At 64.7% G+C, this 18,725-nt stretch carries 17 protein-coding genes; 9 read left to right on the top strand and 8 right to left on the bottom strand.

Going from position 1 to position 18,725, the window contains the following annotated elements:
* Positions 1-165: 165 nt before the first annotated feature.
* The gene (locus MHX64_RS02115; protein ID WP_239357090.1) at positions 166-1,557 is read left to right on the top strand and encodes an RNA-binding domain-containing protein; all 1,392 of its coding nucleotides are present in this window, start codon (positions 166-168) and stop codon (positions 1,555-1,557) included.
* 91 nt (positions 1,558-1,648) lie between these two features.
* Here MHX64_RS02115 and MHX64_RS02110 read toward each other — a convergent pair whose 3' ends face one another.
* Complete coding sequence (locus MHX64_RS02110) at positions 1,649-2,065, bottom strand: hypothetical protein (RefSeq protein WP_239357089.1); 417 nt, start codon at positions 2,063-2,065, stop codon at positions 1,649-1,651.
* Between the two features lie 122 nt (positions 2,066-2,187).
* On the opposite strand from MHX64_RS02110, the gene MHX64_RS02105 reads away from it, so the two are divergent.
* Positions 2,188-2,931, top strand: coding sequence for a hypothetical protein (locus MHX64_RS02105; RefSeq protein ID WP_239357088.1), 744 nt, complete (start codon positions 2,188-2,190; stop codon positions 2,929-2,931).
* Positions 2,928-4,481 carry a DNA polymerase Y family protein gene (locus tag MHX64_RS02100; RefSeq protein WP_239357086.1) on the top strand — a complete coding sequence of 518 codons (1,554 nt, stop codon included), beginning with the start codon at positions 2,928-2,930 and terminating at the stop codon, positions 4,479-4,481. Before MHX64_RS02105 ends, MHX64_RS02100 begins: the two co-directional genes overlap by 4 nt.
* On the opposite strand, the gene MHX64_RS02095 is transcribed toward MHX64_RS02100, so the two are convergent.
* A complete protein-coding gene (locus MHX64_RS02095; RefSeq protein ID WP_202032267.1) occupies positions 4,482-5,069 on the bottom strand; it encodes a hypothetical protein in 588 nt (195 codons plus the stop codon).
* Positions 5,070-5,210: 141 nt separating this feature from the next.
* Here MHX64_RS02095 and MHX64_RS02090 point away from each other — a divergent pair, with 141 nt between their 5' ends.
* Positions 5,211-6,089, top strand: a complete 879-nt coding sequence (locus tag MHX64_RS02090; RefSeq protein WP_239357084.1) for a sucrase ferredoxin — start codon at positions 5,211-5,213, stop codon at positions 6,087-6,089.
* Between the two features lie 204 nt (positions 6,090-6,293).
* On the opposite strand, the gene MHX64_RS02085 is transcribed toward MHX64_RS02090, so the two are convergent.
* The 6 genes from MHX64_RS02085 to MHX64_RS02060 all read right to left on the bottom strand — a co-directional run bounded on the left by MHX64_RS02085 (position 6,294) and on the right by MHX64_RS02060 (position 11,702).
* Positions 6,294-7,064, bottom strand: a complete 771-nt coding sequence (locus MHX64_RS02085) for an HAD family hydrolase (protein ID WP_239357082.1) — start codon at positions 7,062-7,064, stop codon at positions 6,294-6,296.
* Positions 7,065-7,075: 11 nt separating this feature from the next.
* Entirely contained in the window at positions 7,076-7,777 is a 702-nt protein-coding gene (locus tag MHX64_RS02080; protein ID WP_239307062.1) for a methionine ABC transporter permease, read from the bottom strand.
* Positions 7,774-8,802, bottom strand: coding sequence for a methionine ABC transporter ATP-binding protein (locus MHX64_RS02075; protein ID WP_239357081.1), 1,029 nt, complete (start codon positions 8,800-8,802; stop codon positions 7,774-7,776). Before MHX64_RS02075 ends, MHX64_RS02080 begins: the two co-directional genes overlap by 4 nt.
* Positions 8,803-9,693 carry a MetQ/NlpA family ABC transporter substrate-binding protein gene (locus tag MHX64_RS02070; RefSeq protein WP_239357080.1) on the bottom strand — a complete coding sequence of 297 codons (891 nt, stop codon included), beginning with the start codon at positions 9,691-9,693 and terminating at the stop codon, positions 8,803-8,805.
* Positions 9,694-9,733: 40 nt separating this feature from the next.
* Positions 9,734-10,627: a MetQ/NlpA family ABC transporter substrate-binding protein gene (locus MHX64_RS02065; protein ID WP_239357079.1), complete on the bottom strand. Its 894-nt coding sequence runs from the start codon at positions 10,625-10,627 to the stop codon at positions 9,734-9,736.
* Positions 10,628-10,721: 94 nt separating this feature from the next.
* On the bottom strand, positions 10,722-11,702 hold the full coding sequence (locus MHX64_RS02060; protein WP_239357078.1) for a YafY family protein: 981 nt from the start codon (positions 11,700-11,702) through the stop codon (positions 10,722-10,724).
* Positions 11,703-11,774: 72 nt separating this feature from the next.
* Between MHX64_RS02060 and MHX64_RS02055 the strand changes: the two genes are divergently transcribed.
* The 5 genes from MHX64_RS02055 (at position 11,775) to MHX64_RS02035 (ending at position 18,623) form a co-directional block, all read left to right on the top strand.
* A complete protein-coding gene (locus tag MHX64_RS02055) occupies positions 11,775-12,332 on the top strand; it encodes a DinB family protein (protein ID WP_239357077.1) in 558 nt (185 codons plus the stop codon).
* A gap of 33 nt (positions 12,333-12,365) precedes the next feature.
* The gene (locus tag MHX64_RS02050; protein ID WP_239357076.1) at positions 12,366-15,554 is read left to right on the top strand and encodes an error-prone DNA polymerase; all 3,189 of its coding nucleotides are present in this window, start codon (positions 12,366-12,368) and stop codon (positions 15,552-15,554) included.
* A 29-nt stretch (positions 15,555-15,583) separates the two neighbouring features.
* Complete coding sequence (locus tag MHX64_RS02045; RefSeq protein ID WP_181889877.1) at positions 15,584-16,285, top strand: hypothetical protein; 702 nt, start codon at positions 15,584-15,586, stop codon at positions 16,283-16,285.
* Positions 16,286-16,746: 461 nt separating this feature from the next.
* Positions 16,747-17,241 (top strand): PH domain-containing protein, encoded by a 495-nt coding sequence (locus MHX64_RS02040; RefSeq protein ID WP_239357074.1) that lies wholly within the window; start codon positions 16,747-16,749, stop codon positions 17,239-17,241.
* On the top strand, positions 17,238-18,623 hold the full coding sequence (locus MHX64_RS02035) for a PH domain-containing protein (RefSeq protein ID WP_239357072.1): 1,386 nt from the start codon (positions 17,238-17,240) through the stop codon (positions 18,621-18,623). The genes MHX64_RS02040 and MHX64_RS02035 overlap by 4 nt, the downstream gene beginning before the upstream one ends.
* The last annotated feature ends 102 nt before the right edge of the window (positions 18,624-18,725 follow it).

The following is an 18,725-nucleotide window of genomic DNA, read 5'->3' as shown; positions in this document are numbered from 1 at the left end:
TATGCGCCGATTTCGGCCTTAATAGGGCTTTGCTACTAGGGGTTTGTGCGAAGGGGGGCTCCCGGGGAGCTCGAAAGCTACTAGAAAGCTACTCGAAAGGGAATGTTTCTAGGTTGAGCTGCGAAAACTCGTCTACTAGAAAGCCTTTCGAGTAGAATTCCTCGCGTGAACCCCGAAAGAAACTATCGAGATGATCCGAGCCTCCTCCTGCGTCTGCCGGAAGATCAATGGTTCGAGCGAAAGTCTTTCCGTATCAAGCCGAAAGATCTTGCCAAAACCATCGTCGGCATGGCTAATGCGGAGGGCGGCATTATTGCTGTCGGAATTACTGACCGGGAGTTCGATGGGGTGCCGACGCCTAAACAGGACAATGATTTGAGACAAACATCGCTCGACCACACGGATCCAACCGTGCGTGTTCGGATCGAGCCGTCTGATGTCGGCGACGGTGCGCAGGTTTACCTGTTTCATGTGGACCCGAGTGAGCGTGTGCATTATTTGCGGTCGGGGGACTGTTTCCTGCGTGTCGGCGACGAATCTCGGTTGCTGAATGCAGACGGCATTCTCGAACTGCGTTACACCAAGGGCGAGCAGCAGTTCGATGCGACGGTACCGCCCCGTGTCGATATGGGTGATATCGATATGAAGGCAGTTGGTGAATATGCAAGCGCTATTGGTTCCTCATCCGCTGAAGACGCTCTCAGGGCAAGAAATCTCATCGACCGCGAAGGCAGGCCCCGTACAGCAGCACTCTTACTTTTTGGTAAAGACCCGCAAGAGTTCTTTCCTAATGCGCATGTCCGAGTTCTTCGGTTCGGTGAGGATGAACGGCTCGCGGGTCACCAGCAGCAGCTTTTGGCCGATGAACGGTTCGGGGGCCCGTTGCCGCAGCAAATTCGGGCAGCTCAGCAGATGATTGAGGGGATGCTGCCTCAAGTTCGGAGACTGGGGGCTTCGGGTTTGTTCGAGGATGAAAACCTTATCCCGCACGACGTTTGGCTTGAGGGTTTGGTAAATGCTGTCATTCACCGGTCGTACAGCATGGCTGGCGACCATGTGCGGTTTGAGATCTATCCATCTCGCATCGAAGTTTCGAGTCCGGGACGCTTTCCCGGGTTGGTGGACCCCACACGGCCCGAATCTATTGCCCGTTTTGCACGCAATCCCCTCATTGCTCGCGTGACGGCGGAGCTTCGGATTGGCCAAGAACTCGGCGAGGGTATTCGCCGTATGTTCGCTGGCATGCGGCGAGTGGGTTTTGCGGACCCGATTTACCAGCAGACGAGCGGAAGTGTTCTGCTTACGTTGAAGGCGGTTCAGCGGCTTGATCCGAAGACCGCGGACTCCCTCCCGCCTCACGCTGGTAGCGTCCTGGCAGTCATGCAAGCGAAAGGCAGGCCAATGTCTACGGGGGAGGTTGCGGATGCTTTGGGTATTTCAAACCCCCCTGTTCGCCGCGCGTTGAAAGCGTTGCGGGAAGAGGGGCTTATTCAATGGCGCGGTAAAGGTCCGCGGGACCCTCGGGCAGTGTGGCTGCTGGAGGGTCCGTTGCGGTAGCTCGAAAGCTACTCGAAAGGGAATGTTTCTAGGTTGAGCTGCGAAAACTCGTCTACTAGAAAGCCTTTCGAGTAGATCCTTTCGAGTAGCTCTATGCGTACGCGAGGCGCCGCGACCCGTCCACATGCGGGTACAGCACCCACGCCGCCGCGGCCGCCAGCACGCCCGCAACCCACGCGCCCACCGCGGGCCAACCGGCCAGTGGTGCGAGCATGAGCAGCAGCCACCACAGCATCAGGGGGAACACCATGCCTATCGACGGCACCCTGGCCACGTTCTTCTCCTCCGCAAACGCGCGGAGCTGTTTGCGGTAGGGGTGCAGCAGCGTGCCGGCGACGGCGGCAACGACGCACAGGATCGCCACGACCGCTTTGATTTTCAGCGGCGCCTGTGAGGCCATCACACCGATGGACCCGCCCACGCCGAGCGAGCCCAGTGTCCGGACGACGGTCGGGGTGGGGATCGGCGTGACGCGGTTGCGGACCTCTGCTGCGCTGATCGGGATCATGCTGGGCAGCTTAACCGGTCAGCTTCGCGGCGCGACTCTTTGCTTGTGCGGGACAATATATACGCAAGTATGTTCGACCAGGAACGTTGCCTGTGTCGGCCCCGGGGTGCATACTGTCTGGCGTGAGTGGAACACCTATTCGAGCTGCGTCGGCAGCGGCAGCGAACCTGGCGGTTGTGGATGAACCGCCAGCTCAGCAGTCGCGGGCCGACCAGATCGCCGAGCTGCGCGCCCGTATGACCGCTATCGGCGGGGAGGTTCCGCAACAGGTCGTCGAGGACGCGGAGACCCTCGCGGTGGCGGGCGGGCTTTCGCTCGTGCTGCCGAACGGGGGCCTGCCGCGCCGGGCGGTCACGCACGTCAGTGACACCCCGGCGCTGATCGTGGAGCTGATCAGCCAGGTGGCCCAGGCCGGCGGGCGCGCAGGTGTGGTGGGCTGGCCGGAACTGTCCTACGCCGGCATCGGTACAGGCGACGACGCAGACGCGATGGAGCGTGTGGTGGCGGTGCCGGACGCGGGCCTCGACGACTTGAGCGTCGCGGGCGTGCTCGCCGAGGGGCTCGACCTGGTGGTGCTGCGCACCCGCAGCCCGTTCCAGCTCACCCCGGTGCGCGCACGCCCCCTGCTCGCCCGGATCCGCAAAGGCCAGGCCGCGCTGGTGTGCGTGAACGTGGAGGTGCCCTCGCCGGCGCTGACCGTCACGGGCCAGCTCGCGCAGTTCCACGGCATCGGCAGGGGTACAGGCCGCATCACCGGCATCGACTTCGACGTCCGCGCGCAGGCCAAGGGCTACCGTCCGGCGAGTGCGCGGGTGACGCTGGGCACCGGAGGCGTCGAGAAGCGAAGGCTCCGGGCCGTCACATGAGGGCCGCGGCGCTGTGGTTCCCGGACTGGCCGGTGCAGGCCGCGCGGCTGGAATCGGGCGATGAGCTGGCAGAACCGATCGCGATCGCAGCGCAGCACCGGATAAAGGTGTGCTCGCACGCCGCACGCCAGCTGGGTATCCGCCGCGGGATGCGGGTGCGCAACGCCCAGGCGGTCGCGCCCGAGCTGACGGTGATAGAGGACAACCCGGACCGTGACGGGCGCATGTTCGCCTCGCTGGCCGCCAGCTTCGACGAGGTCGCCGCCAGTGTGGAGGTCTTACGCCCCGGGCTCGTGGTGGTGGATGTGGACGCCGCGGGCCGCTTTCACGGGTCCGAGGACAAAGCGCTCGAGATGCTTATCGACGCTGCCTCGCGCCGCGGCATCGACACCCAGGCAGGCGCCGCCGACGAGATCGCCACCGCGCTCATCGCCGCGCGCGTCTCCCAGGTGGTCCCACCCGGTGGCTCGGCCGAATTCCTGGCCGCGCAGCCGCTGGGCGTGCTGATGGCGGAAGAGTCGCTCGCCGCGGACATGGACACCGTCAAAGCGCTCGGCCAGCTGGGCATTACCACCCTCGGGGAGCTGGCGAAACTGCCGCCGAACGCGGTGACCACCCGCTTCGGTACCAAAGGCATGCGCATCCACCGCATTGCCTCCGCCGCGCCGGACCGCCGCGTCGCCCCGGAGCTGCCGGTGGAAGACCTCGCCGTGGCCATCACGCCCGAGGACCCGATCGAGCGCGTCGACGCCGCCGCGTTCGCCGCCCGCGCCCTGGCCGCCAGCCTGCACGAACGGCTCAAAGACACCGGGCGAAACTGCCTGCGCCTGAAAGTTGTCGCCGAGCTCCACGACGGCACCCGCGTCGAACGCGTCTGGCGCACCCGCGAACCACTCACCGAAGCCGCCACCGCGGACCGCGTGCGCTGGCAACTCGACGGCTGGCTGACCAACGGCGGCTCCGGCGCAATCACCAGCCTCATCCTCGAGCCGCTCGAATTCGCCCCGCCGGAACCAGTGGGGGAGCTGTGGTCCGACGGCGCGTCCACCGACACCGCGCGCCGGGTGGTCGAGCGCGTCCAGTCCCAACTCGGCATCGACGCCGTACTCCAACCGCGCCTTGTCGGCGGGCGCGGGGTGGCCGAGCGCGTGGCGATGGTGCCGTTCGGGGAGGAACCGGAGGACGTCGATAGGCAATCGTGGCCCGGGGCGATCCCAAAACCCCTGCCCGCGCGCCTCGGTGGCGGCATCGACCACCCGGCCTCGCGCATCATGCTTATCGACGCCTCCGGTGCCCCCGTCATCGTCACCGCCGAAGTCCTGCTGAATGCCGAACCGTACGGGCTCGCCTGGGGCGAGAAGCGCTACCTGGTCACCGGGTGGGCGGGCCCGTGGCCCGTGGACGCGGACTGGTGGACGCAAACCGAACTGCCCGCAGGCCGCGTCGCACGCATGCAGGTTGTGGGGCGCGAAGGCGGAGAAGAAGGTGCCGTGACCGGCTGGCTTCTGGTGTGGAGTCGGCGCAGCTGGCGCGTCGAGGCTGTGTATTAGCTACTTCTGGACGATGTCCACAACAACGCGCTTCGGGTTCTCCAGCACCTGCACCGAGTACGGCAGCTCAGAGCGCAGGCCCACCACGATCTGGCTGCGGCCCTCGTACGTGCCGGCGCTGATCACGTCGATGACGTTGCCGGTGTCGCCCGCCATGGTGACCGGGACGTTGTTGTCTTTGCCCAGCTCAAAGGGGTAGACGGTGCCGTCGACGTTGATGTTGAGGAAGAAGTTGCCCGCCACCTGCAGTGGCTGGCCGACCGTCTCCTGCATCGGGGTGGAGGTGTAGTCCACGAACCAGCCCGGGTTGCCGTCGCCCTCCAGGTCCACCACCACGCGGTCGAAGCCCTCGTGCGCGCCGACACGCACGCCGACCACGGCCAGGCGCGACGGCACCGAGGGGCGCTGCGTCTTCGGCGCCGGGTCGGCCGTGCCCAGCGGCTGCGCCTGCGTAGTGGGGGAGGAAATGCTGCCCATCAGGGTATTTCCGGCACCGTCGCTGACGGCCCCGCAGGCGCCGCACGCGGCAGCGACCGCCACGCACGCGCCCGCGAACGCCGCGCGGGAAAGACCGGAAATTTTAAACACCCAGTCACCGTAGCCAGCGGACAGGTGAGATCAAAAAGGAAAAGAGCGAAATCGCAAAAGGTTATACAACCGTTATAACTTGGTGTGGTGTCTAAGAGGTGGTCTCGGAGGCAATTTTGCTCTCTTGGCTATGGTGGGGACATGCAACAACTGCCCTGCTCTGACGTAGAGGTTGAACCGCTGCCGGGGACCGCCAAGCCCGGCTCGGTGTACGTGCTTTTCGAGTGGCCGGAAGCCTGGCCCCGCGACGTCATGGGCGACGCCGCCCTCGGCGAAGAACTCACCGCCAAGCTCAAGCCGCTGCTCGAGGCACATAACGCGACGCTGCTGCTGATCCGCCACCCAACGCGCGAGGGGCGCAATATCAGCGACCACCACCTGTACCTCGTCTTCGCCGACGAGGCAGTCACCGAGGTCAAGCACATCGATGGCCCCGACGAGCTGCTGGATCTGGACCTCTCCGGCCCGGGCCGCAACGGCGCGGAGCGCCGCGAGCGCCCGCTGCTGCTCATTTGCACCCACGCCAAGCGCGACCGCTGCTGCGCGGTAAAGGGCCGCCCCATGGTCAACGAGCTGCACGCGCGCCACCCGTTCGGCCCCGGCAACGACGTGGTGTGGGAGACCTCCCACATCAAGGGCCACCGCTTCGCGCCGACAATGCTGCTCATGCCGTGGGCCTACAGCTTCGGCCGCATGAACGTCGAGGCCACCGACGCCATGCTTACCGACGCATCCGAAGGCCTCTACTTCGTCCCAGGCAACCGCGGCCGCGGCACCCTCGGCCCCGTCGAGCAGGTCGCCGAGCTCGCCGTCGCCGCCGAGGTGCCCGGCGCACGCTACGGCCAGTTCGATGTCGCTGCGTCTGATGACGGCTCCGCTCTGGTCACCGACACCGCGTCCGGCCAGGTGCACGAGGTGCAGCTGGAGCAGCGTCCGGTGTCTGGTGTGGTCGACTCATGCGGGAAGGCGCCGAAGGAGAGTACGGCCTGGGTCGCAGCGTCGGTGACCCTGCGGGGTTAGCTTCCTGCTTCCCGCGCCGCCACAGATCAGGTTTCGGGGGTGTCCTGGGCTGGTGCTGCGGATCGTCTAGCAGCGTCGACACCCTGCTAGACGGTCAGGCCGATACCGACAATGATGTTCAATATCACCTGGGGAAACTTGTCCGCGTTTGTCGGACCGTCTAGCAGTGTTTTCCCGGCTGCTAGACGATCTGTGTGAGGGGCGCTACATGTACTCGCCCAGGACCTCCGACACGGAGCCGATGACGCGGCCCGTGGCGGCGCGCACCTCGGCGGGCGAGTGGTGGAAGCTGTGGGAGGTATCCGCGATGGCGTGCATGGGCAGGTCGTTCCAGGAATCGCCGAACGTGTAGAGCTGGAGGGATTCGCGGGGGAGGCGGAGCTCGTCGAGAAGCTGCAGGATGCCTGAGCCCTTGGAACGGCCCGGGGCCATGAGATCGATGTAGTCCTGGTTCTGCGCGACTGCGACCTCGCCGAGCGCGGACGCCCAGTCGACGACCTCCGCGCGCAGGTCTTCGTCGCTGGGCACCCAGATGGGCACGACGGCGAACCGGTGGGCGGGGATGTCCGCGGGAGTCATCTGCTGGAAATTCGCGGTGAAGGTGTGGGTGACGCCGGTGTTGTTGGCGAACACCCCGTCGACATGGCCCAGGGTGGTGCCGAAGATGGCCAGGCCGTCGCGGGAACCGTATGCGTCAAGAGCTGCCTGCAGCACGGAACCCGCGACCTCGTGGCCGAAGATGAGCTCCCGGTTCTCCCCGTCCGTTGCGGAACCACCGTTGGACAGCACCTGGTAGTCAAAGCGTAATCCGCTGCCGCGCATCCCGTAAGCGAGGGCGGTGCGGGAGCGGCCGGTGGCAGAAATGGCGAGATGCCCGGCTCTACGCCAGGCATCTATCGCGGCGATGTCCTCCTCGCGGAAACCGTGGGGAGGGTGGTGGAGAGTGCCATCGAAGTCGAACGCCGCTACCTTCATGGCACCCAAACTTACCGGCGCATGACCTTCTTGGACAGCCAGTTGCCAAGGAACTGCGCCAGCTGCACGATGACCACGATGACCAGCACCGCAGCCCAGGTGACCTGGGGCTCGAACGCGCGGTAGCCGTACACGATGGCGAAGTCGCCCACGCCGCCGCCGCCGATGTAGCCGGCCATGGCGGACATGTCGATCACCGCGATGAAGATGAAGGTGTAGCCCAAAATCAGCGGGCCGAGCGCCTCCGGCAGGATCACCGATGTGATGATCTTCCACGGGCTCGCACCCATGGACCGGGCGGCCTCGATCACGCCCGGGTCAATGGCCACCAGGTTCTGCTCCACAATGCGGGCGACGGTGAACGTGGCGGAAAAACACATCACGAACGTCGCCGCGGCGCGGCCGATGGTGGTGCCCACCACCTGTAGGGTCAGCGGGTAGAGCATCGCGATCATGATGATGAACGGGATGGGGCGGAAGAAGTTCACCGCCACGTTGATGATGGTGTAGACCACCTTGTTCTGGAGGATGCCGCCCGGGCGGGTGGTGTACAGAAACAGGCCCAGAAGCAGGCCGAAGAAACCGCCGACGACCATGGTGATGGCCACCATCCACAGGGTGTCGCCGATGGCTTCGACGAAGGTGGGGCCGAGGGTGTCCCAGTTCGGCTCGGCGAGGATGTACTCGGTTGCGCCAGTGCTCAACGGGTTCATCGGGTGATCTCCTCAATCTCGGTGCTTTGCTGCAGGGTGGCCAAAAACTCGTTGATGGTGGCGTCGTCGCCGTTGAGGCGCACGGTCATCTTGCCGAAGGAACGCTCCTGCAAGGTGGTGATGCCGGCGTGCACCGGCTCCACCGACACGCCGCGCTCGCGGGCGGCTTCCGCCGCGCCGAAGAACCCGGAGTCCTCCGTCAGGTCCACGGTGAACAGGCGGCCCGGCTTGGCCAGCAGCTCGCGCGCCTCCACCTCGTCGGGGCGGTTGCGCAGGCTGGTGGCGGCGAAACGCTGGGCCACAGATGTCTGCGGGTTGGCGAACACGTCGTAGACGCTGCCGTACTCCACCACCTGGCCGTCCTCCATGACGGCGACCTTGTCGGCGATGGCGCGGATGACGTCCATCTCGTGGGTGATCACCACGATGGTGATGCCGAGTTCCTCGTTGACGCGGCGCAGCACGCCGAGCACCTCTTGGGTGGTTTCGGGGTCCAGGGCGGACGTGGCTTCGTCGGCAAGCAAAAGCGACGGGTTGGTCGCCAGTGCTCGGGCGATGCCGACGCGCTGCTTCTGGCCGCCGGAGAGCTGCTCCGGGTAGTTCTCGCCGCGCTCGGACAGGCCGACGAAGTCGAGTAGCTCGGCGACGCGGCGCTTGCGTTCCTTTTTGTCCACACCGGCCAGCTTCAGCGGGTACTCGATGTTGCCGGCGGCGGTGCGGGAGGAAAAGAGGTTGAACTGCTGGAAGATCATGCCGACGTTGCGGCGGATCTCGCGCAGTTTGCGTTCGGACATGCCGACGACGTCGGTGCCGTCGAGAAGCAATTGCCCCGAGGTGGGCATGTCCAGGCCGTTGATGAGGCGGACAAGCGTGGACTTGCCGGCACCCGAATAGCCGATCACGCCGAGGATTTCGCCCGGCTCGACGGTCAGGGTGACGTCGTCGACGGCTTTGACCTCGCGGTCTTTGGTTTTGAAGACCTTGGATACGTTCCGGAACTCAATCCGGGTGCCGGTGTGCGTCATCTACTTGTACTCCTCCACAAGGCGGTCGAGGATCTCGTTGAGGTCCTCCTTGGAGCGCTGGACCTGCACGGCGGTGCCGTTGGAGTCCTCGTTGAGCGCTTCGGTGACTTCCTCGGACTGCCAGACGTCCACGAGCTTCTCGTAGGTCTCGTTGTCCAGGTCGTCGCCGGAGACGGTGAAGACGTTGATGTACGGCTCCGCCAGCTCCGAGTTCGGGTCGTCCGCGGCCACAGTGGAGGCCGGGTCGATGCCGGCGCGCTGCAGCCAGTTGTTGTTGATGACCGCCGGGCGGCCCTCGTTGTAGGCGTTCGGCGTCTGGGAAGCGTCCACGGCGACAACCTTGACCTTGGAGGCGTCCTTGTCGATGTCGGCCGGGGTCGGCGTCAGCTTCGGCGCGCCGTCGCGCAGGGTGACCAGGCCAGCCTGGACCAGCACGTTGATCGCGCGGCCCTGGTTGGACGGGTCGTTCGGGATGGCGATCTCAGCGTCCTCGATGCCGTCGAGGGAGTCGTGGTCCTTCCAGTACAGGCCCAGGACGTTGATCTCGCCGGAGCCAATGATGCGCAGGTCCTTGCCGGAGGTGGCGTTGTACTGGGCCTGGTAGTTGATGGTCTGGAACTTCGAGATCTCAATCTGCCCCTCGGTCTGCGCCGGGTTGACCTGCGGGTACTCGGTGAACCGGACGATGTCCAGGTCGATGCCGGCCTTCTGCGCCTCGTCGGCGAACACGCTCCAGGCCTTCAGGTCGGCGTCGGTGGTGCCGATCTTCACCGTGACCTTGTCGCCATCGCCATTGCTTGCCGACGAATCCGTCTCCGACGAGCAGGCCACCAGCCCGGTGGCCGCGATGAGCGATGCCGCCGCAGCGGCGATAACGCGCTTGGTACGCATAAAACGTGCTCCTTTTGCTTAGTTGAGGGTTTGTGGAGACTTACTTGTTCTGGAGGCGGTCCAGAATCTCGTTGAGCTCAGCCTGCTCGCGGTAGACCGGCACGGAGGTGCCCTTGGAGTCCTTCGCCGCAGCCTCGGCGACCTCCGGGGTCTGCCACAGCTCGACCAGCTTGTTCAGGGTCTCGTCGTCGATGTTGTCGGCCTGGGCGGCGAAGACGTTGATGTACGGCTCAGCCTCCTTGGACTCCGGGTCGTCCTGGAAGACGGCCAGGCCCGGCTCGATGCCGGCGCGGTCCAGCCAGGTGTTGTTAATGATGGCCGGCTTGCCCTCGTTGTAGGCGGACGGGGTCTGGGACGCGTCCACCGGGGTGACGGTGACCTTGGAGGCGGCCTTGTCGATGTCGGCCGGGGTCGGGGCGAGCTCGTCTGCGACAGTGTCGCTCAGGGTGAGCAGGCCGGCCTGGACCAACACGTTGATGGCGCGGCCCTGGTTGGACGGGTCGTTCGGGATGGCCACTGACTGGCCGTCGATGCCGTCGATGGAGTCGTGGTCCTTCCAGAACAGCGCCAGCGGCACGATCTCGGTGGAGCCGACGATGCGCAGGTCGTTGTCGGAGGCCTTGTTGTACTCGGCGAGGTACTTGATGTGCTGGAACTTGTTCACGTCCAGCTCGCCCTGCGCGAGCGCCTCGTTGACCGGGGAGTAGTCGGAGAAGGAGACGATGTCCAGGGTGATGCCGTTGTCCTTGGCCAGGTCCTTGAACACGCGCCACGCTTCCTGGTCGGCCTCGGTGGTGCCGATCTTGACGGTGACGTTGTCGCCGTCCTTGGCGGCGGTGTCAGCGGTGTCGTCGGACTCGTTGGAGCAGGCGACCAAGCCCGTGGTGGCGAGGGCAGCCGCGGCAACGGTTGCGAGGGTGCGCTTGATACGCATTGGGGTCTCCTTGGGTAGGGAATCTATGACGGGTCAGAATCTAGCACCCTATGTACCGCTTAGTCTATTTTTTAGAACGAAGCAGTTTGCGTTTCTATGCCTGGGTCAATAAAAGCGCAGCTTGTCCGATGTTGTGCAACGCCGTTCGAAGGTGGTCTGACTCTGCGCTCGCATCCAACTTCATCCTGCAGTCCAGGTCGCGGCATACCCAAAGAAGGTGCCATGCAAGATCGTCCCAATCTGGTGCGCCGGTGACGAAAGTACATCCATTTTTGGTTACCTCTAGGTCGGTGCGATAGGGAGGGGGGATCCGTTCGGCCACCAGCTCGGGTGAGCTTTCCAGCTCCACACGGATGACGCAGGGATAGCGTTTTGCGATATCGCTGCTGAAGTCCGGGGGTGGTGGAACCTTCGGGGTGAAACCCCAGCATGTTGTCTGTGCGTTGCTTATTCGGTCGAGGCGAAAAGTGCGCCAGTCGTCTCTGCTTTTGTCAAATGCTTGGAGGTACCAGAGCTCGCCTTGGGTCATGAGCCGGGCTGGTTCAACTTCCCTCGTGGATGATGTGCCGTTGGGCTTGCTGTAGGTGAAACGTACGAGCGTGTGGTCCCGCTGTGAAGTGGCGAGTTGGGTGAGTAGTTGTAGTTCGACGGTCGGGCGCTCATGGGGGAGTGCCGTAGTTGCGTTATCAACCGCTGATGCTAGGGCTCGCAGGTGGGGCGGCAAGATGTGATCAATCTTGGCCAAGGCGCGAAGCGCAGCTGTTCCAGCGTTGTCGGTGCCGTTCAGGGCCATCATGCGCAGACTCGCGACGAGCGCGACGGCCTCGGTGTCGTCGAGGAGTAGGGGCGGTAAATGGCGACCAGTGCCCAATTGGTAGCCGCCCTCGATCCCGCTGCTGGAATTGACCGGGTAGCCCATATCGCGCAACCGCGCGATATCGCGGCGCACTGTGCGCTCTGTGACGCCGAGCTCAGAGGCGAGGGCGCTTGCTTGCCACGTGGTTCGCGCTTGCAATAGTCCCAAAAGCTGGAGCACGCGCTGCGTCGTATTTGCCATGCGGTCATTCTTCTCCATGCTGCGGACAAAAACTGTCCTCAACGGGGCTTAGGGTTCCGGTTGGAAAGTGATCGACAGGAAGGAATACCGATGTATTTTCCGCGCAAAGACAATGAGTTAGACACGCTTTGTAACTATCTTGACGTGCAGTTAGATGCGCTGCGGGCTAGCGCGTTTGGGCTTGACGACGATGCTGCGAGGCGCACTCCACTCCGCAGTGTGCTGAGCATTAGCGGACTGCTCAAACACGTCACGTTTGTCATGGTGGGGTCGCTTTCCGGTGCCGGTGTTGCCGGGTATGAACACTCACAGGCCGACTTTGCAGCCAGCTTTACGCCGACTGCCGAAGAGACGCTGGACCGCATCTTGGAACGCTTCGATAGCGTGCGAGCTGACTATATGGAGATGTGTCGCGGTGGTGACCTTGAGGCGGAACTGCCGGTGGGGCCGTTCCCGTGGTACGGCATGGATGGGCCGCAGGTAGCTAAGTTGCGCTACATCTACGTGCATGCGGTGGAGGAGTTCGCCCGCCATGCCGGGCATGCGGACATCATTCGGGAGCAGATTGACGGTGCACAGGCTGCAGAGTTGCTTGCGGCGATCGAGGGGTGGGAACCGAACGAATACATCACCCCTTGGAGTAAGTAGCACACAGTTTCGAACAGTGGTAGCGTCCCCTCCATGAGGTTCAACGGGGGAGCGCCGCTGTCGTGGTCGCGGCTCGAACGCATCCTCTCCGGCCGCCCGGGTCCGGAGCCGGTGCCGGTCGGCCGCACCGGCACGCCCGCAGGCGCCGAGTACGGCAAAGCGGAGCCGGCGCCCCCGCCGCAAAAACAGTGCCTATCGACGACACCGTTCGCCGAACTGCACACCGTCAGCTCGTATAGCTTCCTCGGCGGGGCGAGCGAACCGGAGGACTTAGTGTCCCGGGCCGTTGATCTGGGGCTGAGCGCGGTGGGGCTGCTGGACCGGGACGGGTTCTACGGCGCGGTGAAGTTTGCGGAGGCGGCCGCCGCGGCCGGGCTGGACACCGTCTTCGGCGCGGAGCTGACGCTCGGCGACACCGTCCTGCCTGTGATCGCCCGTGGGCCGGAGGGCTACAAGCGCCTCTCCCACCTGATGGCGGACGCGCACATGACCACCCGAGAGAAGGACAAGGTGGCGTACCCGCCGCTGGAGCTCATCGGCGACCAACTGGACGGCACCTGCGTGGTGCTTGCCGGCTGGCGGTGGGCGGGCGAAATCGACCACCTGGTCGACGTCTTCGGCGCGGACAATGTGGTGCTGGAGTACGAGGTGTCCATGACGCCCGAGGACGCGGACCGGCACGCAGCACTAGACCGGGCGCGAAACGCGCACGCGGAAAAACACGCAGCGCAGCTCCCTGCCATCGTCACTGCGGCACCGGCCGCGGCCACGCGCGACCAGGCCCGGCTGGCCCAGGCGAAGCGGGCGCTGGCCAGGCGCGAGTCGCTGGCCCAGGCGCACGGGGACTTACACCCGATGGGGGCGAATTGGCTGCGCTCCGGCGACCAGCTCCAACGCATGTACCCGGGGTGCGAGGACAAGCTTGCCTACAGCGTCGAGCTGGCCAAACGCTGCGCGTTCACCCTTGACCTGGTCGCGCCGGAGCTGCCGCGCTACCCCACGCCGGACGGCCGCAGCGAGATGGAGCATCTGCGGGGACTCACGCTGGCGAGTGCGCAGTTTCGCTATGCGTCGCGGGGGCCGGAGGTGCGTCGAAAAGCAATGGCCCAAATCCGCTACGAGCTGGAGGTGATTGAGGAGCTGAATTTTCCCGGCTACTTCCTCATCGTGTACAACCTGGTGGATTTCTGCGCGAGGCAGAACATCATGTGCCAGGGGCGCGGGAGCGCGGCGAACTCGGCGGTGTGCTTCGCGCTGGGGATCACCAGCGTGGAGCCGATCGAGGCGGGGCTGCTGTTCGAGCGGTTCCTCTCGCCGGACCGCGACGGCCCGCCCGACATCGACTTGGACATCGAGTCGGGCCGGCGCGAGGAGGTGATCCAGTACGTCTACGACACCTACGGGCGCGACAACGCGGCGCAGGTGGCCAACGTGATCACATACCGGACTAAGGGCGCGGTGCGCGACGCCGCGCGTGCTTTGGGGTTCGCGCAGGGTGCGGCTGATAGTTGGGCGAAGGGGATGGCGGAGGTGCCGGAGGGCGTCGAGAAGCTTGCGGCGCAATTCAAAGGGCAGCCGCGACACCTGGGCATTCACTCCGGCGGTATGGTGATTTGCGACCGCCCGATTGCGGACGTGGTGCCCGTGGAGTGGGCGCGGATGGAAAACCGCTCGGTGGTGCAGTGGGACAAGGACGACTGTGCCTCGGCCGGCCTGGTCAAGTTCGACCTGCTCGGCCTGGGCATGCTGGAGGCGCTGCACCACATGGTGGATCTGGTGGAGGAAACCACGGGCCGCACGGTGCACTTGTGGGAGCTTCCGCTTGACGACGCCTCCGTGTACGACATGCTCTGCCGCGCCGATTCCGTCGGCGTGTTCCAGGTGGAATCGCGCGCGCAGATGGGCACTCTGCCCCGGTTGAAGCCACGCCGGTTTTTCGACCTGGTGGTGGAGGTGGCGCTGATCCGCCCGGGGCCGATCCAGGGCGGGTCGGTGCACCCGTATTTAAGAAGGCGCGACGGGTTGGAGCCGGTGGAGTACGACCACCCGGTGCTCGAGCGCGCCCTGGGCAAGACGCTGGGCATCCCGTTGTTCCAGGAGCAGCTCATGCAGATCTGCGTGGATGCGGCAGGCTTTTCCGGCCGCGAGGCCGATGCGCTGCGGCGGGCCATGGGGTCGAAGCGTTCACCGGCTCGCATGGCGGCGTTGAAGTCGCGGTTTTTCGAGGGGTGCTGGCGCACCAACGAGATTGGCTCGGAGGTCGCCGAGCGGCTGTGGCAGAAGATCGTGGCCTTCGCCGCCTACGGGTTCCCGGAGTCGCACTCGCAGTCGTTCGCCTCGCTGGTGTACTTCTCCGCTTGGTTTAAGCGCCACTACCCGGCGGAGTTCTGCGTGGGGCTTTTGCGCGCGCAGCCGATGGGGTTCTACTCCCCGCAGTCTTTGATCCAGGACGCGCGCCGCCACGGGGTGGAGGTGCTGCCGGTGTGCGTGAACAACTCCGGGTGCGAGGCGCTGTGCGTGGACTCCTCGACGATCCGGGTGGGGTTGAACCTGGTGCGGGGCCTGGGTGCGGATGCGGCATTGCGGATTGAACAGGCCGCGCCTTTCGACGGGATCGCGGACCTGGCGCGCCGGGCCGACCTGTCCGTGGAGCACGTCGAGGCGCTGGCTCGGGCGGGGGCGCTGGACTGCTTCGGGGCCACGCGCAGGCAGGCGCTGTGGCAGGCGGGTGTGGCCGCCACGGAGCGCGAGGGCATGCTGCCCGGGTTGTCGTCGGTGGTGGCGCCGTCGCTGCCGGGCATGAACCCGTTTGAGCTGATGGCCGCCGACGTTGCGGCCACCGGTGTCACGCCGGGGCTCATGCCGGTGGAGATGGTGCGCGCGGCGTTGTCGGCGCAGGGGGTGGTGCCGGCGGCGGAGTTGTTGCATGGGGTGGAGGACGGCACCCGCGTTCGCGTGGCCGGCGTGATCACGCACCGCCAGCACCCAGCCACCGCAGGCGGGGTGACCTTCTTGGGAATGGAGGACGAGACCGGGCTGATCAACGTGGTCATCTCCGTCGGGCTGTGGAACAAACAGCGGGTGTTGGCCCGTACCGCCAAGGCGCTGGTGGTGCGCGGGATCGTGCAAAACGCCTCCGGGGCGGTGTCCGTGGTGGCGGACCGGCTCGAGCCGCTGGCGATGGGGGAGCTGCTCTCCCGCGGGTCCCGGGACTTCCGGTGATGGGGTACAAGTGGAGCAGAGGGGGGAAAATGAAAATTTCGACCAATCCGGTGACAAAAACCTCGGCGGAGATCATTCTGGGCTCGCTACCTGAAGCGAGACGACAAAGGTACATGGATCTCGCCGGGCAAAAAGGGCCTTTGGTTGCTGCTCAGATTTATCTCTGGAACTCCTATGTTGCTGCAGCGATTCTCCGAACCACAGGGTTTGCAGAGGTGCAGCTGAGAACAGTCATCGACGAAAGTTTTGCGGAGTGGAATATCCAACACGGCGGAACTCGGGAGTGGATTACCGACCCAGTTGATTTGCTCGCGACAGTGGTGGCACAGCCGAAAAGGCCGCTGAGGTCATTCGCCGATTTGAAAACTGCTGGGCCGAACCCTACCCATAATGATTATGTGGCTGGATTAAGTTTTGGATCGTGGACCCAGCTGTTGCCGACGTCCCATTACCAAAACGACAGAAATCCTCGGCACGTGCTGTGGGTCGAAGCGATCCGCCCACGGTTAACTCACGCGGATGAGACGAACTTTTCTTCTCGAGCAAATAGTTTGCGGACCATCCGAAACCGAGCTTCGCATCACAGGCCGATTATTTCGGAGGAGAATGCAGTGAGACAGGCGCACCAAGACAGCGTTGAACTCTGCAAAATGATTAATCCGAAACTTGGTGAGTGGCTTCGGCGTGAACGCTGGATTTTAGAAGCGCTCAACCAGTCACCACTGAAATGAGGACAGCCCCCACAACTGAGGTGGGGGCCGTTGCCTATTCGCCGGAAAACCCGGCTCCGTGGAAGAAATCGTACAGTGCGAAACAGGAGGTCGCAACTGTTTGGCACGCGAGGCGGCCCGATGCTCTAGCGTGTCGTCGTTGCCGTAAAACTGCGCTGGGCGGATACCGAACAGTGCGTCGACGGCACCGAAGCAGCAGGAGAACTTGTCGTAGTCCACACGGGTCGCGCGTTTTCTGGTGATGGGTGTGTGACCGGGTGGCTGTGCCGGGTGTTGGCTGTGGATGCTTACCCCAGGATGCTTACTTCTAAACGCTTACTTCTCGAGAGAGCCAGGGCGATGCCAGCCGCCGTACTCGATGGGTAAGCATCCTGGAGTAAGCATCTACGCCGAGTAAGCATCCTGGGGTAAGCATCTACGCCGGAACAGCCCAACCACCCCGAGCTGGTAGCGTGAGCGCCATGTCCGACGCGCCGCTGCAGCCTTTGCCCACCTCGGTGGAGACGATGCACAAGGTCTCCCCGAAACTGATGTGGCCGAAGCTGGTCAGCAACGCCATCTGGATGTTTTTCATCTGCGGCGGGCTCTACCTCTGCTACCGCGAGTGGGGCTGGGGTTTTCTCATCCCGCTGGGGCTGTTCGGCGTCTTTTTCATCTGGCGGTTCTTCCTCATCCCGTTCCAGGTGCGCAACATGGGCTGGCTGGAAACGGACAATGAGCTGGTGTTGAGCAAGGGCAAGATGTTCCACACCATCACGGTGATCCCGTACGGGCGTATCCAGTTCGTGGATGTGGAGTCCGGCCCGATTTCCCGCTCCCTCGGCCTGAAGGAGCTGAAGGTGCACACGGCGTCGAGCTCGTCGGATTCGGATCTTCCGGGCCTGCTCGCGGAGGACGCCGACGCGCTGCGCGACCGTCTGGCCGTCAAAGCCCGCGAGCGGATGAGCGGCCTGTGAGCACTGAGCACACCACCCCCGGCATGGAGGGCTACCGCCGCATCCACCGCCTCACCCCGCTGCTTCGCGTGTGGGCGTTCGTGCTGGCCCTGGCCACGATCGCACTGTTCAACTTCACCATGCCGATCTACCACTGGGCGCAGCGTGAAAACGTCGGCGCGCGCGAGATCGCGTGGGCGGCGGCGGGTGCCGTCGCCGCACTCGCAGTGATTTTCGCGGTTTCCCAGATCTGGTGGCGCCGCAGCGGCTTCAAAATCGGCGACGAGGAGGTGGAGGTGCGCCGCGGGGTGCTCACCAACCAGGTCCGCTCCGCGCGTTACGACCGCATCCAGGCCGTCGACGTCATCGAGTCCTTCGCGCCGCGCATCTTCGGTCTCGCGTCGGTACGCATCGAGGCCGCCGGCAACGCGCAGTCCGCCATCGACATCACCTACCTGCCGCGCGATGAAGCGGAGGAGGTGCGCGCGCAATTGCTGCGCCGCATCGGGGGGCCGCAGAAGCAGTTGCCTATCGACGCCTCCGGCCCGAACCTCGTCCCCCCAATCCCGATCCGCAGGTCGCTCATCGGCACCGCATTCCAGATGTCCACGCTGTTCACCATTGCGTGGGCGTTCGTGCCGATCTGGACGGACCTGACCGCCGCCGCGATCATCCCGGTGCTGGTGGGTTTCCTGCCACGGATCTGGCGCACCATCGACCAGTCCTGGCGGTTCACCTGCATCAAGGAGGGGGATATGTTCCACCTCACGTACGGGCTGGCCAACCGGCGTCGTCAAGCGGTGCCTCGCTCGCGCATCCACGCGGTGCAGCTGCGCCAGCCGATGTTCTGGCGGCTGTTTGGCTGGTGGACCGTCTCTGTCGTGGTGGCGGGCTACGGCTCGGAGCGCAACAAGCAGACCGGCACCTCGAAGCTGCTGCCGGTGGGCACGTGGGAGCAGGCGAAGGCGATGGTGGACGCCATCGGGCCGATGACTGGCAACGACCTGACGGACCTCGCCAACGCCGACTACCGCTCGCCGCGCAACGCCTGGTGGGTCTCGCCGATCGACTGGAAGCGCCAGACCGTCACCATCCGCGACGGCGCAGTCGCCGCGACGGCCGGCCGGCTGGGCCGCTGGTACCAGATGGTGGAAACCCCCCACATCCAGGAACTGGCGTTCGAGCAGGGCCCGCTGCAGCGCGTCCTCGGCCTGGCCAACGTGGACCTGGACATGGTGCCCGGCCCGTTCAGTGTCTCCCTGCGCGATGTGGGGGAGGCGCAGGCGCGTGAAATCGTCGATAAGCTGCGGGCCCGCAAGCTCCCGCCGATGCAGGTCACGGACCCCTTGTCAGATGCCGCCGACGAACCCGAGCTGGCGCCACGCCTCGTAGACGGCGACTGAGCTTACGACAAGTTCAGGATGTCACGGTGTTTCTACGCTATTTATTTGTGCGATGTTTGGCTATATGGCTTGATGCTCAAGATTCTCGCTCGCTTTATAAGA

Origin of the sequence: Corynebacterium sp. ACRPZ (genome assembly GCF_022346205.1) — a bacterium.
GTDB lineage: Bacteria > Actinomycetota > Actinomycetes > Mycobacteriales > Mycobacteriaceae > Corynebacterium > Corynebacterium lehmanniae.
Note: the sequence above shows the minus strand (reverse complement) of the source record. Positions and strands in the feature narration are given on the sequence as shown.